16 protein-coding genes and 1 tRNA gene are annotated in these 14,298 nt (G+C 62.2%); 5 read left to right on the top strand and 12 right to left on the bottom strand.

The window, feature by feature from the left end; genetic code table 11:
* Window positions 1–72 precede the first annotated feature (72 nt).
* The 9 genes from G453_RS0103815 to G453_RS0103775 form a co-directional block, all read right to left on the bottom strand.
* Window positions 73–882 (bottom strand): PTS sugar transporter subunit IIC, encoded by an 810-nt coding sequence (locus G453_RS0103815; RefSeq protein WP_235731701.1) that lies wholly within the window; start codon window positions 880–882, stop codon window positions 73–75.
* Window positions 883–930: 48 nt separating this feature from the next.
* The gene (locus tag G453_RS0103810; protein WP_027189973.1) at window positions 931–1,386 is read right to left on the bottom strand and encodes a PTS sugar transporter subunit IIB; all 456 of its coding nucleotides are present in this window, start codon (window positions 1,384–1,386) and stop codon (window positions 931–933) included.
* Between the two features lie 4 nt (window positions 1,387–1,390).
* Window positions 1,391–1,828, bottom strand: a complete 438-nt coding sequence (locus tag G453_RS0103805; protein ID WP_027189972.1) for a PTS sugar transporter subunit IIA — start codon at window positions 1,826–1,828, stop codon at window positions 1,391–1,393.
* A 10-nt stretch (window positions 1,829–1,838) separates the two neighbouring features.
* Window positions 1,839–2,726 carry an RNase adapter RapZ gene (rapZ, locus tag G453_RS0103800; protein WP_027189971.1) on the bottom strand — a complete coding sequence of 296 codons (888 nt, stop codon included), beginning with the start codon at window positions 2,724–2,726 and terminating at the stop codon, window positions 1,839–1,841.
* Window positions 2,727–2,860: 134 nt separating this feature from the next.
* On the bottom strand, window positions 2,861–3,313 hold the full coding sequence (locus G453_RS0103795; RefSeq protein WP_027189970.1) for a PTS sugar transporter subunit IIA: 453 nt from the start codon (window positions 3,311–3,313) through the stop codon (window positions 2,861–2,863).
* Window positions 3,313–3,855 carry a ribosome hibernation-promoting factor, HPF/YfiA family gene (gene hpf, locus G453_RS0103790; protein WP_027189969.1) on the bottom strand — a complete coding sequence of 181 codons (543 nt, stop codon included), beginning with the start codon at window positions 3,853–3,855 and terminating at the stop codon, window positions 3,313–3,315. The genes G453_RS0103795 and hpf overlap by 1 nt, the downstream gene beginning before the upstream one ends.
* 40 nt (window positions 3,856–3,895) lie before the next feature.
* Window positions 3,896–5,335, bottom strand: coding sequence for an RNA polymerase factor sigma-54 (gene rpoN / locus G453_RS0103785; protein WP_027189968.1), 1,440 nt, complete (start codon window positions 5,333–5,335; stop codon window positions 3,896–3,898).
* Between the two features lie 118 nt (window positions 5,336–5,453).
* Window positions 5,454–6,014 carry a KdsC family phosphatase gene (locus G453_RS0103780; protein ID WP_235731690.1) on the bottom strand — a complete coding sequence of 187 codons (561 nt, stop codon included), beginning with the start codon at window positions 6,012–6,014 and terminating at the stop codon, window positions 5,454–5,456.
* Window positions 6,015–7,652 (bottom strand): CTP synthase, encoded by a 1,638-nt coding sequence (locus tag G453_RS0103775; RefSeq protein WP_027189966.1) that lies wholly within the window; start codon window positions 7,650–7,652, stop codon window positions 6,015–6,017.
* A gap of 142 nt (window positions 7,653–7,794) precedes the next feature.
* Between G453_RS0103775 and G453_RS0103770 the strand changes: the two genes are divergently transcribed.
* The 3 genes from G453_RS0103770 (at window position 7,795) to G453_RS22220 (ending at window position 9,975) form a co-directional block, all read left to right on the top strand.
* On the top strand, window positions 7,795–8,607 hold the full coding sequence (locus G453_RS0103770) for a phosphoribosylformylglycinamidine synthase subunit PurQ (RefSeq protein ID WP_027189965.1): 813 nt from the start codon (window positions 7,795–7,797) through the stop codon (window positions 8,605–8,607).
* Between the two features lie 284 nt (window positions 8,608–8,891).
* Entirely contained in the window at window positions 8,892–9,416 is a 525-nt protein-coding gene (gene tadA, locus G453_RS0103765) for a tRNA adenosine(34) deaminase TadA (RefSeq protein WP_235731689.1), read from the top strand.
* Window positions 9,417–9,528: 112 nt separating this feature from the next.
* Entirely contained in the window at window positions 9,529–9,975 is a 447-nt protein-coding gene (locus G453_RS22220; RefSeq protein ID WP_051271603.1) for a C-GCAxxG-C-C family protein, read from the top strand.
* Between the two features lie 117 nt (window positions 9,976–10,092).
* Here G453_RS22220 and G453_RS0103755 read toward each other — a convergent pair whose 3' ends face one another.
* A complete protein-coding gene (locus G453_RS0103755; RefSeq protein ID WP_084502083.1) occupies window positions 10,093–10,992 on the bottom strand; it encodes a LysR family transcriptional regulator in 900 nt (299 codons plus the stop codon).
* Window positions 10,993–11,077: 85 nt separating this feature from the next.
* Here G453_RS0103755 and G453_RS0103750 point away from each other — a divergent pair.
* Window positions 11,078–11,171: transfer RNA gene (locus G453_RS0103750), tRNA-Ser, on the top strand.
* A 31-nt stretch (window positions 11,172–11,202) separates the two neighbouring features.
* On the top strand, window positions 11,203–11,550 hold the full coding sequence (locus G453_RS22215) for a hypothetical protein (RefSeq protein WP_156920792.1): 348 nt from the start codon (window positions 11,203–11,205) through the stop codon (window positions 11,548–11,550).
* Window positions 11,551–11,828: 278 nt separating this feature from the next.
* On the opposite strand, the gene G453_RS0103740 is transcribed toward G453_RS22215, so the two are convergent.
* A complete protein-coding gene (locus G453_RS0103740) occupies window positions 11,829–13,514 on the bottom strand; it encodes an NAD+ synthase (protein ID WP_027189962.1) in 1,686 nt (561 codons plus the stop codon).
* Entirely contained in the window at window positions 13,511–14,296 is a 786-nt protein-coding gene (gene dapB, locus G453_RS0103735; RefSeq protein ID WP_027189961.1) for a 4-hydroxy-tetrahydrodipicolinate reductase, read from the bottom strand. The genes G453_RS0103740 and dapB overlap by 4 nt, the downstream gene beginning before the upstream one ends.
* Window positions 14,297–14,298 lie beyond the last annotated feature (2 nt).

The raw sequence follows: 14,298 nt of genomic DNA, 5'->3' as shown, positions 1-14,298 counted from the left end.
ATTGAATTTGGGGGATTTATCACAAGTATCCGCGTTTGCCAAGAGAGTTCGTACTGCAAGGCTCAAGCGGATTCAGGAAATAAGGCGGCTGGCTATGGCCAGGGCCACTCCCCCGAGCAGGACGGCATAAGCCGGGCGGTGCCGCAGGGACAACAGAGCCCCGATGCTGCCCACCACCCACAGATGCGTCCAGGTCAGGGGCAGGTCTCCAAGAAACGGCGACACCCTCGGCAGGAGCACATGCATGAGCGCCAGCAGCGCGGAGACCGACAGCGCGAACGCCACGCCGGAAAGGGGAAGCATCACGGCCATCGAGGACCGTGTCAGGGCCACTGGACCGCGCTGGCGTTCTGGATGCTTGGTCCAGAGCATGAGCTTGTTGAAGGCATCGTTCTCGTACTGCCGGTGGTAGCGCTCCAGCCGGGCGAACAGCCGCCCGAACGGCAGCGAGGCAAATAAGATGACCACGGCCATGGCCGGACTGGATATTCCCAGAAGGTGCATGACGCACAGGCTTGCAAGCGTCGGCGCCAGCGAGTTCGGAGGGATGATGGTGCCTGCGGGGAAGATGTCCAGCCAGAGGAGCTCGAAAAAGATGCCGACGCCAAGGCTCTGCGTCCAGTCCCCGGTAATGAGCCCCCAGAAGAAGGCCAGGGTCAGCGGACGGTCAAGCAGCGGCAGGTTGATCAGGAAACGGAAACTGGAAAAGAGCGCAAAAAAAAACTGCTGGCCAGGATGAAGGAGATGGTATCTGCGTGAAGCTGCATTGGCGGCGTCCAGAGAAGTTGTCTTGCGGGCAGAATGCACCAGGAGCCGAAAAAAGGAAAGCCTCTCTTTCCTCTTGCGGCAATGCGCTTCGGACGACTCATCCCAGCCGCGCATCCGCAGCACGGCGTATGCTCCTGACGGCTAGGCAGTCGGCCAGTGCAGTTAATTCAGTTCCACCGGGTCGCTCGGTATGCACCGGTAATCCATGCCCACTCCCATGCCGCGCAGGAAATCAAGGCAGGATTCATCTTCCTTGCTCAAGGAGATGTGCTGGCAGAGCTGTTTCTTGCCCGGCCCGTAATGCAGGTTTCCCAGGTTCAGGCGGGAGAAACCAAGGCCGGATTCGAAAGCCCGACGCGCATCCGGACAGGACGCGAAGAGAACCAGCACGTCTTTGCCCAGGAGTTTCTTCCCGGCAAGATGCTCCTGGACCAGGGCGACCTTCACGAAGGTGATGTCCACCCCCAGCGGTATGGCGATGGACATGATCTGCTGTCGCAGTTCGTCTGCGGCCAACTCGTCGTTGGCCACCACGATGTTGCGCGCGTCTGTGAAAGGGAGCCAGGATTCGATGATCTGGCCGTGCACCAGCCGGTTGTCGATGCGCACCCAGAACACGGCGTTATTCCCCGGCGACCTTTTTCCGCAGGACTTCCCCCGCCACCACGATGCCCTGCACTCCCGCAGTTTTGGCGTCCGCCGCCAGAAGCTCCAGAGCCTTGGTGCGCGTGGAGAGGATCTTGATGAGCATGGGCAGGTTCACTCCGGTGACCACCTCGATGTGGTGCTGACCGATGAGTGACAATGACAGGTTGGTGGGGGTGCCGCCGAACATGTCCGTGAGGATGATGACTCCGGCCCCCTGTTCCACGGCCTTGATGGCCTCGCCGAGTTCCTTGACGGTCTCGCCGGTGTCGACCCCCACATCCACGCTGACGGTGCGGGTGTTCTCCTGCGGACCGATGATCATCTCGGCGGCCTTGAGCAGCTTGTCCGCGTAGTCGGTGTGGGTCACGATGACCACACCCACAGGCGCGGCGCTGGATTTCTTGTCGTTCATCGTTGAAATATCAACCTTTTTCTATGTGACGGTGTTCCAAGGACACCGTGTAACCCGCCCTGCGCAAGGTGTCAAAGATGGCTTCGGCCGTGGCCACGGACCGGTGCCTGCCGCCGGTACAGCCGAGGGAAATCGTCAGGCGGTAACGGCCCTCCCGGGTATACAGAGGGATAAGCTCCGTGAGGAAAGTTTCAAGCCTGGGGAGGAAGAATCTGCCCTCTTCCGAGTCGAGCACGTACTCAACTATGGATTTATCCTGTCCCGACAATGGTTTCAGGGCAGCATCGAAATAGGGGTTGGGCAGAAAGCGCAGGTCGAACACCAGGTCGGATTCGGTGGGGATTCCGTACTTGAATCCAAAGCTCATGATGTGGACCTTCATGGCCGGCCCCTTCCCCTCCAGGAACTTCCACTTGTCCTGGAGCTGGCGGCGCAGGTCATGGATGGAGAAGCCGGTGGTGTCCATGACCATGTCGGCGGTCTCGCGCAGGGGAGCCATGCGGCGTCGCTCTTCCTCCACGGCCTCGCCCAGCCCGTACCCTTCCGATTCGAAGGGGTGGGGACGGCGCGTGGTGGCGTAGCGGCGCATGATCTCCTTGGTGTCAGCTTCCACAAATACGACCTGGGGCGGGTTCTCCGCCTTCCTCAGTTCCTGCAGGGCCGGTTCCCAGTCGGAGTCGAAATCCGCCTGGCGCATGTCCATGCCCAAGGCCAGACCACGGTAGCGGTTCGCGTCCTGGCCTTGGAAAAGGCTGACCAGCTTGGCCATGAGGCTCGCGGGCAGACCGTCCACGCAGAAGTAGCCCAGATCCTCGAAGACATTGAGCGCTGTGGACTTGCCTGAACCTGATAGTCCGGAAATGACCACCACAGGCAGCTTTTCGCCCGGATGCGGCATGGGGAAGGCTCCTTTGTTTCGTGTGGGGGCAGGACGCTCGCTGCGGGGCAGCAGCGAAAAGTCCCCGCTCGCGCATTTGGCGCGTGCGGGGACTTCACTAACAAATGATCAGGCCGACGTCATGACGAACCGTATCACGCGTGGCTGGTGACAACCCGCCAGAGGCTTTCGCGGTCTTGCGCTTCCAGGAATGCTCCCCGGAAGCTCTCGTCGGACAGAAGCCTGGATATCTGGGCAAGGATGCGCAGGTGCATGCCGGCCACATGCTCCGGGGCCAGCACCAGGAAGAAGATGCGGCACGGCTTGTGGTCCAGAGCCTCGAAATCGACGCCTGACGTGCTGCGCCCGGTCACGATGACGATCTCCTTGAGGGAGTCCATTTTGCCGTGTGGAATGGCCACTCCGTCGCCAATGCCGGTGGTGCCCAGGTTTTCGCGCTCCATGAGCACCCGCAGGGCCTTCTCGGCGTTCACTTCCGGGAAGGCCGCCGCAACCGGGGCCACCAGTTCGGCCAGCACCTCGGACTTGTCGCCGGACTTCAGGTCGTCCAGCACGAAGTCCTTGCGCAGAAACTCCCCAAGCCGCATCAGCGGGATACTCCAGGATCGATCAGGCCGAAGTCTCCGTTCTTGCGCTTGTAGATCACGTTGATGCTGTCGGTCTCGGAGTTCAGGAACACCAGGAATTCGTACTTCATGGCTTCCAGCTGCTCGGCAGCTTCCTCGACGCCCATGGGCTTCGGGTTGTACTTGTCGGACTCCTCGATGGAGTGGACCTTGCCCTCGTCCGTGAGGCTGACCACGCCCATGGTGACGGCGGCGGAACCGGCAACCTTGCGGCGGTCCTTCATCTTCTCGCGCATCTTGCGGATCTGGGACTCGAGCTTGTCGGTGATCAGGTCCAGCGTGGAGTACATGTCGTCGGAGCGCTCGTGGGCAGCGATGTGGATCGTGTCGGCGTCGATGATCACGTCGGCGATCTGGCGGGTCTTCTCCACCATCAGGGTGACGATCACTTCGGCATTGTCAGAATTAGGCATGTATTTCGCCAGCTTGTCGAAACGCTTGTTGGCGTATTCGCGCAGGCCGGGGGACGGTTCAAAATTCTTGAAGTGAAAAGCAATGTTCATATCTTCCTCCGATGTGTGTCCGCGGGTGGATGCGGTGTGATTACAATACAGCCTTGCGCTTCGACGAGGACTCGATACCCATGGCCATACGATACTTGGCCACGGTCCTGCGGGCAATGTTGACCTGCAATTTTTGCTTGAGGATGTCCGCGATCTGCTCGTCGCTGACGGGCTTCTTGTGGTTCTCGCCGGAGATGAGCTGCTTGATGAGCGCCTTCACCGATTCGGAACCGACGGAAGTGCCGTCGTCCAACTCCAAAGAGGAGTTGAAGAAAAATTTGAGCTCGTAAATGCCGTGGGGGGTGGCCACGTACTTGCTCGTGGTAATGCGGCTCACCGTGGATTCGTGCATGCCGATGTCGTCGGCAACGTCCTTGAGGATAAGGGGCTTTAGCTTGGTAACGCCCACCTCGAAGAAATCCCGCTGGAACTTCACGATGGATTCCAGGACCTTGAACAAGGTGCGCTGGCGCTGGTACAGGCTCTTCATGAGCCACTGCGCAGAGCGCATCTTGTCCTGGAAGTAGTCCTTGTCCTTGCCGCCGCTGCCCCGGGACATGTCGCCTGAATAATACGGCGATAGTTGCAGTTTGGGCAGGCCGTCCTCGTTCAGCACGATGACGAAGTCGTCGCCGTACTTGTACACGTAGGCGTCGGGGCTGACGTACACCGGGTCGGAGGAGCTGAAATGCGATCCGGGAAGCGGATCGAGAGTCTGGATGATGTCCAGGTACTCCTTGATCTCCTCCATGGTGATCTTGAACTTCTTGGCAAGAGGCTTGTAGCGCTTCTTTTCCAGGTCTTCCAGGTGCTCACGCACGATCTCGATGAGCACGGGATCGGTGTAGCCGTAGAATTCCAGCTGCACCAGCAGGCACTCCTGCGGGGTGCGTGCCGCCACGCCCACAGGGTCGAAGCGCTGCAGGGCGTAAAGAACCGCTTCCACTTCGGGCACGCTTGCCTGGGCGTCCTCGGCGATTTCCTCCACCGTGGATTGCAGGTACCCCATACCGTCCAGATTGCCAACGATTGAGGCAGCGATGACGCGCTGGGCCGCAGTGAAGGGGGAAAGGTTGATCTGCCAGGAAAGGTGTCCGTCCAGAGAGGTTTTCGAGGCAAGACGGGCCTCGAAAGACATTCCCTCCTCCGGGGCCTCGTATTCGCGGGCGGTGGCCTGGCGCGAGGTGGAGGCGAAGTCGCCGATGTAGTCGTCCCATTCGGCGGTCTTCAGGAGTTCGCGCTGCATGGCGCCCTCTTCCTGAGTGGCGTCGGGAGCGCGGGATTCCTCGGCCATGGTCGGGGCGGGACGCTCGTCCTCGATCACGACCTCTTCCAGCAGCGGGTTCTCCAGAAGCTCCTGCTGCACGGTCTCCATCAGCTCAAGCCGGGAAAGCTGCAACAGCTTGATGGCCTGCTGGAGCTGGGGAGTCATCACCAGCTGCTGCGAAAGCTTAAGTTGCTGTCTGAGCTCGAGGGCCATCGTGCGCGCGCGTTCCTTTGTTTGAATTTGGGCGGCTAGCAAGAAAAATGCCGGACGCGCCCGTTCAACCTGCGCGGTTATGCACTAAAAGCTCGCACGTGGCAAGACTTGGGGGGAATCAGTCACGCCATTCGCGCCACATTCGATCGAGTTTTCCCTGCGCCAGCAGTATGAAGCGGATGGCTTCGCGCACCGCGCCGCATCCGCCGGGCCTTTTGGAAATCCAGGCGGCAATGCGAAGAATTTCCGGCTGCGCGTCGACCGGGGCCAGGGGCAGGCCCACGCGGGCCATTATCTGCGCGTCCAGCCAGTCGTCGCCCATGTAGGCCACCTGGGAGAACTCGAGGCACTTGGCGGCCATGATCTTTTCGAGCACGGGGAGCTTGCGCAAGTGCCCGCCGTGGAATTCACGGATGCCGAGTTCCCGCGAGCGCTGTTCGGCCTGGATGTTGCCCAGGCCGCTGATCACCGCCACCTCGATCCCGGCGTGCTGGCAGAGCTTCACGCCCATGCCGTCCTGGATGCCGAAACGCTTGAGGCCGGGGCCGGGGCCGTCGTGGCTCACTGCGTTGTCGGTGAGCACGCCGTCCACGTCCAGCACCAAGAGGCGCACGGGCCTGGCCAGCGCCAAGGCCCGGCGCATGCCGGGCCTTGAGCCGATTCGGGCGGGACGCCTCATTTATTTCTTGCCGCGCGCGGCCTTGGACGCCTTGATGAACTCGCGGAACAGGGGGTGGGGGCGCATGGGGTTGGAGTTGAACTCCGGATGGAACTGACAGCCCAAAAACCACGGATGCTCGGGCAACTCCACCATTTCCACCAGGGATTCGTCGGGCGACAGGCCGGAGAACATCATGCCCTTTTCTTCCATGCGGGCGTAGTAGGCCTTGTTAAACTCGTAGCGGTGGCGGTGGCGCTCCTCGATCTGGGGCTTGGCGTAGGCTTCCATGGCCTTGGTCTCGGTCTTCACCACGCAGGGGTACGCGCCCAGACGCATGGTGCCGCCCATTTCAGAGTCGGCGTCGCGGCGTTCGATCTTCTTGGTGCGGAAGTCGTACCATTCGCGCATCAGGTAGATGATGGGGTCCGGGCTCAGGCGGTTGAACTCCTCGGAGTTGGCCTCGGTGAGTCCCAGCACGTTGCGGGCGAACTCGATGCAGGCCAGCTGCATGCCCAGGCAGATGCCGAAGAAGGGCACCTTGTTCTCGCGGGCGTACTTGATGGCCGCGATCTTGCCTTCCACGCCGCGCGAGCCGAAGCCGCCGGGCACCAGGATGCCGTCCAGGCCGCCCAGGCGTTCGGCCACATTCTCGTCGGTGATCTCCTCGGAGTTCACGTAGACCAGGTTCACGCTCACGTCGTTGGCCACGCTGGCGTGCACCAGGGCCTCGTGCAGGCTCTTGTAGGCCTCCTTGAGGTCCACGTACTTGCCCACGATGGCGATGCTGACCTCTCCCTGGGGATTGCTCAGCTTGTGGGTGAGGGTCTGCCATGCTTCCAACTCGGCGTTCTTGGCGGGCAGGCGCAGCAGGATGGCTATCTTCTGGTCCACGCCCTCGGCGTAGAGCTTCAGGGGCAGCTCATAGATATTCTTCACGTCCACGGCGTTGAACACGGCGTCCGGGTCCACGTTGCAGAAGAGCGCGATCTTGGTCTTGAGGGACTGGTCCAGCTCGATCTCGGAGCGGCAGATGATGATGTCGGGCTGGATGCCGATGGACCGGAGCTCCTTGACGCTGTGCTGGGTGGGCTTGGTTTTGAGTTCACCGGCCACGCGGATGTAGGGGATGAGCGTCAGGTGGATGTAGAGGACGTTCTCCTTGCCCAGGTCGCCGCGCAGCTGGCGGATGGCTTCCAGGAAGGGCTGGCCTTCGATGTCGCCCACGGTGCCGCCGATCTCGATCAGGGCCACGTCCTCGTCCTTGGCGACGTTCAGGATGGAACGCTTGATCTCGTCGGTGATGTGCGGGATCACCTGCACGGTGCCGCCCAGATAGTCGCCACGGCGCTCCTTCTGGATGACGTTGTTGTAGATGCGCCCGGAGGTGACGTTGTTGTTCTGGGACATGGCCACGCCCAGGTAGCGCTCGTAGTGGCCCAGATCCAGGTCGGTCTCGGCCCCGTCGTTGGTGACGTAGACTTCGCCGTGCTGGAAGGGGTTCATGGTGCCGGGGTCCACGTTGATGTAGGGGTCCAGCTTCATGATGGTGCAGCGCAGACCGCGCGCCTGCAGCAGCGCGCCGATGGAGGCGGCGGCCAGTCCCTTGCCCAGGGAGGACAACACGCCTCCGGTGACGAATATAAATTTGGTTTTCATAAAAGAGCCCTGCCTCCTGGGGGCTGTGAAAATAGAAGGAAAACCCCCGCCCGGTTGACGCTTCGCGCGGGGGCACGTAATGTCTGCGGATACGTCTAAGCGACTGGCCCACTTTTTTCAAGAAACCCCTGGAGCGTTGTTCATGGCCCAAGTCAAGACTCTGGTCATCACCGGCTACGGCACCAATTGCGAGGCGGAGTCCGCCCACGCGGCCAATCTGGCCGGTTCAGACCAGACCGATATCGTCTACTTTTCCGACATCACAGCCGGAAGAGTTCGTCTTCCCGGCTACAACTTTTTGATTTTTCCCGGCGGATTTCTCGACGGCGACGATCTCGGCGCAGGCCAGGCGGGGGCAATCCGCTGGAAATACGCCAAGAGCGCCCAGGGTGAATCGCTGCTCGCGCAGCTGAAAACCTACTTCGAGGAAGGCGGCCTGATCCTTGGCATCTGCAACGGTTTCCAGCTCCTGGTGAAGCTAGGCCTGCTGCCCGCCCTGGACAACAATTATTTTGAGCGTCAGGTCACGCTCTCCAACAACGATTCCGGTCGTTTCGAGGACCGCTGGGTCACGGTGCGTGTGAACCAGGCCAGCCCCTGCGTGTTCACCAAGGGGCTCGACCGCCTGGACCTGCCCGTGCGCCACGGCGAGGGCATGATCATCCCCCATGACAACGCGACACTGTCGCGCATCGTCACCGAGAACCTGATCGCGCTGCAATACGCCGACCCGGCCACCGGGAAGCCCAGCATGGAGTATCCGGCCAACCCCAACGGATCGCCCATGGCCATCGCCGGGCTTACCGACCCCACGGGTCGGATCCTTGGGCTCATGCCCCACCCCGAGGCCTTCAACGACCCCACAAACCACCCCGGTTGGACCCGTGGCGAAACGCCCAAACTGGGCATCTCCATCCTGGAGAACGCAGTCCAGTATCTGAAGGCCAACGGTTAGCAGTCATCGGGCAAGAGGGCTGTCCCTCTTGCCCTTCTTTTTCCAAGGCGCTGGCTTCCGGGGATAACGGCGCAATTGCACCGGTCTCTTATTACCCGGATCTCAAACTAAGTCTTCGCACTGACAATGCGACGCGCACCAGTGCAAATAAGTCCAAGCCGCTGCAAGGGATTCCATAAGGGCGGAGCCCTTTGGCCGCCGGAGGCTCTCCGCCGCGCATCACCAGACCGGCCACCAGCACATCAACAAGACTTCGACCTCAACTCCGACGCCACGAGCCCCTGATGAACGCCGCCTCCCCTCCCCTGTCGCCGATTCTCAACCAGCCGCCTCCGGGCTGGAGCTCCTGGCGTCTGGTCATGACGCGAGCCCTGAAGCAGGCCTGGTTGGCGGGACGGCGCGGCGAGGCCCCGGTGGGCGCGGTGGTGATCGAGGCCGCCACCGGGCGCGTACTGGCCGAAGCCTGCAACGGCCCCATCGGCGCAAACGACCCCACGGCCCACGCCGAAATCCTGGCGCTTCGCCAGGCGAGTGCGGCCATCGGCAACTACCGCCTGAACGGGGCCATCCTGGCCGTTACTCTGGAGCCGTGCCTGATGTGCCTGGGAGCCATGGTGCACGCGCGCATCGGGGGCCTGGTCATCGGCGCGCCGGACCCCAAGGCCGGAGCGGTGTTCTCGCAGATGGACGGGCTGGCCCTGCCGTTTCTCAACCACCGCTTCCCGGTGTTGTCCGGCATCCTGGCCGGAGAGTGCGGGGCCACGCTGACGCGATTCTTTGCGGGCAGACGCAAGGAAAAGCGCGGCTGATCGACTCTTCCGAACACCCCGTTCCATTCAATTCGTTCGCCAAAAAACGACTTCCAGGGATATCTGCGATCTCAATCCGGCAATTGGCCGGACACACCACAAGGAGTTCGCTATGTCCTCAAGTCTTGAAGAAATGGTGATCGAAAATCTTGAACAGGGTTTTTTATGTTCGGAAAGCGTAATCAAGGCATCAGCCGAATACCTGGGCGTTTCCTGGGATCGCATCCCGGCGATCGCGACCGGCCTCGCCGGGGGAATCGGCATCACGGGCGACGTCTGCGGCGCCCTGACCGGGGCCGTGCTGGCACTCGGTCTCGCGTTCGGCCGCAGCACGCCGGACCAGGACCCTTTCCCCTGCGCCATACACGTGCAGGAACTGGCCGAGCAATTCCAGAAACGGTTTGGAAGCGTCAACTGCCCGGACATCATCGGCATCGACCTGCGCACTGAGGAGGGCCGCGACAAAGCCACGGCCAAAGGCCTGCTCAATCTTCCCTGCAAGGACAGCTGCGTCCTGGCAGCGCGCTACCTCGCGGGGACAATCACGGCGGGCGCCTGACATCCAGCCGTAAATGCTCAGCCATCCTTGCGGGATGAAGGCGCACCCGTCCGACACTGGGCCGGACCCGCTGTCCGGCCTGAGTACGAACACCGCCCAATCAATCGGGGGCCGTTTCTACGAAGGGACGGCCTCCTTCCAGATGTCGCGGCACAACTGCATGAAGGATTCAAGTGGTGGGGAAATCCACTTTTCCCTGTGCCACAGCATGTGTACCGGAAGCTCTTCCGGCACCTCGTCCAGGATCAGTTCCGCCAACTCGCCCGACAAAATATCCTGCCGGACTACCGAACGAGGGAGCAGCGCGCAGCCTTCCCTCCCCGCCAGGAGCGAGTTCCTGACCGCAGCGAGACTGCTGAAGTCGATCCACACATTCTCCTGCGCGTATTGTCTGGCGAGGCATCGCTCGAGCACTACGCGGTTCGACGAGTCGGACGCTGCGGACAAGATCAGGCGTCCGGCGAAGTCCGAGGCTGTAACCGCAACGCTCCCAGATCCCCACTCGGACGTATGGCCGACCAGGACAAACGCCTCCGCGCCGATGCGCTCGATGTGGCAGTTGTCCCACGGCCTGGGCTCGCCAACGACAAAGGCCAGATCGAGTCCTTTTTCCAGGTAGCGCTGAATGTTGTGGGTGGAGCTTCCGCGCAGCCGTATACCGATATTGGGATGCTCTCGCCTGAAGCGGGAGAGCAGTCCGGGAAACCGGTACGCGGCCAGGGTCTCCGGCATGCGGACGGTCAGCATGCCCTTGCGGGCGTGCTCGCCAGCGGCAGCGGATACGCTTTCTGCGGCCAACTCCTGAAGTTTCAGGGCGTAGGGCAGGAAGCGTTCGCCCGCTTCGGTGAGCCGGATTCCTTTTTCCAACCGGTCAAACAGCTTCAGGCGCAATTCGTCCTCAAGGGACTGAATCTGAGCGGAAACGGTGGACGGAGCGTAGTTGAGCACCGCCGCTGCCCGGCGAAAGCTCAAAAGCCCGGCCACGGAGACGAATGTCCTGACGTTTCTGAGTTCCATCAAGTCTGACTAAGCCCACAAAACTGATAAAGGAAGACTTGCCAACTGGGCCGGATTCAACTAAGTTCCGCTTCCCCAACGGTGCGGAGAGGTACCGAAGTGGCCGTAACGGGCTCGACTCGAAATCGAGTTGTGGGTTAATAGCCTGCACGTGGGTTCGAATCCCACCCTCTCCGCCATTCACTTTCCCGGTTCGCAAGGACTTCCCGAGTGAGTATGTCTTCCGCCCTCGACACAGTAAACTCCCTGCTTTCCACACTTGGCCTCAAGGTGACCCATTCCTTCGAGGACATCTATTTCGTGGAGCACAATCTCTTCATCATCATTGATTCCAAGGAAGAAGGGCTGCTGCTCCTGTGCTTCAACCAGGAGTGCCCGTCGGACAAGGCGGCGCTTGCGGCGCTCACGCTCTATGCCCGCGCCGAGGAACTCGGACTGGACCTGGGGCTTTCAGGCTCCTACACGCTGGAAGAGCTCCCCGGACAGGAGATGAAGCTGCACCTGCATCCGCAGCAGACGGTGAAGGAAGAGCAGAACGGGCACGGCAGGACGCACTAGCGACGCGCTTTTGAAAAACACGACCATGTTTTTCAACGACAAAAGATATGGTTCCCTCGGTTCAGGCTCATACAGTGTATGGGCGTGAGGCAGAGGAATTTTCAATATTCATCGCAAGCCGTCACCCGAGCAGAAGGGCAAGTCGGCAAAGATCTGGGATAATTGCGGTTCCCAAAGGGCGCAGCCCTTTGGCCGCCGGAGGCGTTCCCCAACTGCGCCCCAGCTGCGAACGACGCAAGCCTCACGTATCGTGAGAACTCCGCACTCCACGCAGAGCCTCAGTATTCGATCCTGCACGCCACCGGCATGCGCCAGCCGGTTCCGAAGGCACGATCCGTGATCTTGATGCCGGGAGCGGCCTGCCGGCGCTTGAACTCCGCCCCCTTCACCAGCTTGCACACCTTTTCCACCATGGCCCTGTCGAACCCGGCGTGGGCGATCTCCTCCACCGACTGGTGGCGCTCCACCCTAAGCTTCAGGATGGCGTCCAGGATCTCGTAGGGAGGCAGGCTGTCCTGGTCGGTCTGGTCCGGGCGCAGTTCCGCCGAGGGAGCCTTGTCGATGATGGCGCGCGGGATCACCTCGCCACGCTGGGCGTTCACGTACTCGGCCAGACGGTAGACCATGGTCTTCGGCACGTCGGAGATGACGGCCAGGCCGCCGGACATATCCCCGTAGATGGTGCAGTAGCCCACGGCCAGCTCGGACTTGTTGCCCGTGGTCAAAAGCACGTGCCCGAACTTGTTGGACATGGCCATGAGCAGGTTTCCCCGGATGCGCGACTGGATGTTCTCCTCGGTCACGTCCGGCTTGCGGCCAACGAAGGCCGGGGCGAGGCTCTTTTCGAAGGCGGCCATGATGTCCGAGATGGGGGTCGTCATGCTGCGTATGCCCAGGCGCTTCACCAGCTCCAGCGAGTCGTTCACGCTGCCCTGGCTGGAATAAGGGCTTGGCATAAGGACCCCCAGCACGTTCTCAACCCCTAGGGCCTCGGCGGCGATCACGGCGGTCAGGGCGGAGTCGATGCCGCCGGAGAGGCCCAGGATGGCCCCCTTGAAGCCGCACTTGGCCGCGTAATCCTTCACGCCAAGCACCAGGGCGCGCCACGCCTCGGACTCTTCGGAATAATCGTCCTGCGCCAGCTGAACCGGACGGCTGGCGGCATTACCGGAAGCGGAACCAACCGTCTCGACGAGTTCGGCCACGTCCACAACCAGCACGCTCTCCTCGAAACCGGACGCGCGGGCAACCAGCGCGCCCGAGGCGTCCAGGGCCATGGAACGCCCGTCGAACACCAGGTCGTCGTTGCCGCCCACCTGATTGCAGTAGAGCACGGGCAGGCCGTATTTGCGGGCCATGGTGGCGAGCATCTTCTCGCGCTGCACCTGCTTTCCAAGCGTGAACGGCGAGGCGGAGAGGTTCAGGATGGCGTCCAGGCCCTCTTCGGCCAGACGCTCCACGGGGTCCTCGGGGTAGCGCCTTTGCTGCCAGAAATCCTTGTCGTTCCAGATGTCCTCGCAGATGGTCACGCCCAGGCGCAGGCCGTGAAGCTCGATGAACCCCAGGCAGCCGCCCGGCTCGAAGTAGCGGTCCTCGTCGAACACGTCGTAGGTGGGCAGGAGCTTCTTGGGCAGAAGCGCGCCAACGCCGCCTCCGGACAACAGGGCCGCACAGTTGATGAGCGGCCTGCCTCCGGGATTGACGGTGCGAGCGGCGGTGCCCACCAGCAGGACCGGGCCATCGCGCAATTCGCGGGCCAAGCGCTCCAGTTCCTTGCGGGCCTTGTCCACGAAGGCGGGAGTCAGCAGCAGGTCGCGCGGCGGATAGCCGGTCAGGGCCAGCTCCGGCGTGATGCACAGGCTGGCCCCGGCCTCGGCGGCCTGACGCGCGGCGCGGGCGACGCGCCCGGCATTGCCGGACAGGTCGCCCACCACGGTGTTCACCTGGAGAAGACCGATCTTCATGCCAGCATGTCGGACATGGTGAGCAGTTTTCCGCCCTTCTGTCCCTTCATCCACAGGGCGGCGCGCATGGCGCCGTGGGCGAAGGTCTCGCGCGAGTGCGCCCGGTGGGTCACCTCTATGCGCTCGCCCTGGCCCAGGAAATACACGGTGTGGTCGCCGACCACGTCGCCGCCGCGAACGGCCACGATGCCGATTTCCTTGGGGGTGCGCGCGCCGATGATGCCGTCGCGCGAGCAGACCTTCACGTCGTCAATTTTTTCGCCGCGCGCGGCCGCGATGGCCTGTCCGAGCTTCAGGGCGGTGCCGCTGGGCGAGTCGGCTTTCTTGTTGTGATGGATCTCCATGATCTCCAGGTCGTAGCCGGGACCGAGTGCCTCAACGAGCTTGGGCAGCACTTGCAGCAGAGAGTTGACGCCAACGCTCATGTTGGGAGCCCAGAACAGCGGACCCTGCTTGGCTGCGGCTTCAAGCTCCTGCATCTGGGGCGCACTGAACCCGGTAGTGCCGATGACCGCCGGATTGCCCATGCGCGCGGCCAGATTGGCCACCTTGAGGCTCGCTTCCGGGGCGGTGAAGTCAATGATCACCGCGCCCGGGCACTTGGCGAACACGTTCTCCATCTCGGTCCCTTTCACGCAGTCGTAACGGTCCAGGGAGGCCGCGTTCTGGGGACGCTCCACCACGCCCGCCAGCCTGTATGAAGGGTCATTGATCGCCAGTCCGGCCAGGGTCTGGCCCATGCGACCGCCCGCGCCCATGATGATGACATCGCACACGCTCATAG

Source organism: Fundidesulfovibrio putealis DSM 16056 (genome assembly GCF_000429325.1).
GTDB lineage: Bacteria > Desulfobacterota > Desulfovibrionia > Desulfovibrionales > Desulfovibrionaceae > Fundidesulfovibrio > Fundidesulfovibrio putealis.
This window is presented reverse-complemented; position numbering and strand designations above follow the sequence as displayed.

What these genes read in the sequence shown, in the direction of transcription:
- G453_RS0103815 (WP_235731701.1), bottom strand. Translation starts at nt 882, where the DNA reads ATGCGCGGCTGGGATGAGTCGTCCGAAGCGCATTGCCGCAAGAGGAAA.
- G453_RS0103805 (WP_027189972.1), bottom strand. Translation starts at nt 1,828, where the DNA reads ATGAACGACAAGAAATCCAGCGCCGCGCCTGTGGGTGTGGTCATCGTG.
- rapZ (WP_027189971.1), bottom strand. Translation starts at nt 2,726, where the DNA reads ATGCCGCATCCGGGCGAAAAGCTGCCTGTGGTGGTCATTTCCGGACTA.
- G453_RS0103795 (WP_027189970.1), bottom strand. Translation starts at nt 3,313, where the DNA reads ATGCGGCTTGGGGAGTTTCTGCGCAAGGACTTCGTGCTGGACGACCTG.
- hpf (WP_027189969.1), bottom strand. Translation starts at nt 3,855, where the DNA reads ATGAACATTGCTTTTCACTTCAAGAATTTTGAACCGTCCCCCGGCCTG.
- rpoN (WP_027189968.1), bottom strand. Translation starts at nt 5,335, where the DNA reads ATGGCCCTCGAGCTCAGACAGCAACTTAAGCTTTCGCAGCAGCTGGTG.
- G453_RS0103780 (WP_235731690.1), bottom strand. Translation starts at nt 6,014, where the DNA reads ATGAGGCGTCCCGCCCGAATCGGCTCAAGGCCCGGCATGCGCCGGGCC.
- G453_RS0103775 (WP_027189966.1), bottom strand. Translation starts at nt 7,652, where the DNA reads ATGAAAACCAAATTTATATTCGTCACCGGAGGCGTGTTGTCCTCCCTG.
- G453_RS0103770 (WP_027189965.1), top strand. Translation starts at nt 7,795, where the DNA reads ATGGCCCAAGTCAAGACTCTGGTCATCACCGGCTACGGCACCAATTGC.
- tadA (WP_235731689.1), top strand. Translation starts at nt 8,892, where the DNA reads ATGAACGCCGCCTCCCCTCCCCTGTCGCCGATTCTCAACCAGCCGCCT.
- G453_RS22220 (WP_051271603.1), top strand. Translation starts at nt 9,529, where the DNA reads ATGTCCTCAAGTCTTGAAGAAATGGTGATCGAAAATCTTGAACAGGGT.
- G453_RS0103755 (WP_084502083.1), bottom strand. Translation starts at nt 10,992, where the DNA reads ATGGAACTCAGAAACGTCAGGACATTCGTCTCCGTGGCCGGGCTTTTG.
- G453_RS0103740 (WP_027189962.1), bottom strand. Translation starts at nt 13,514, where the DNA reads ATGAAGATCGGTCTTCTCCAGGTGAACACCGTGGTGGGCGACCTGTCC.
- dapB (WP_027189961.1), bottom strand. Translation starts at nt 14,296, where the DNA reads ATGAGCGTGTGCGATGTCATCATCATGGGCGCGGGCGGTCGCATGGGC.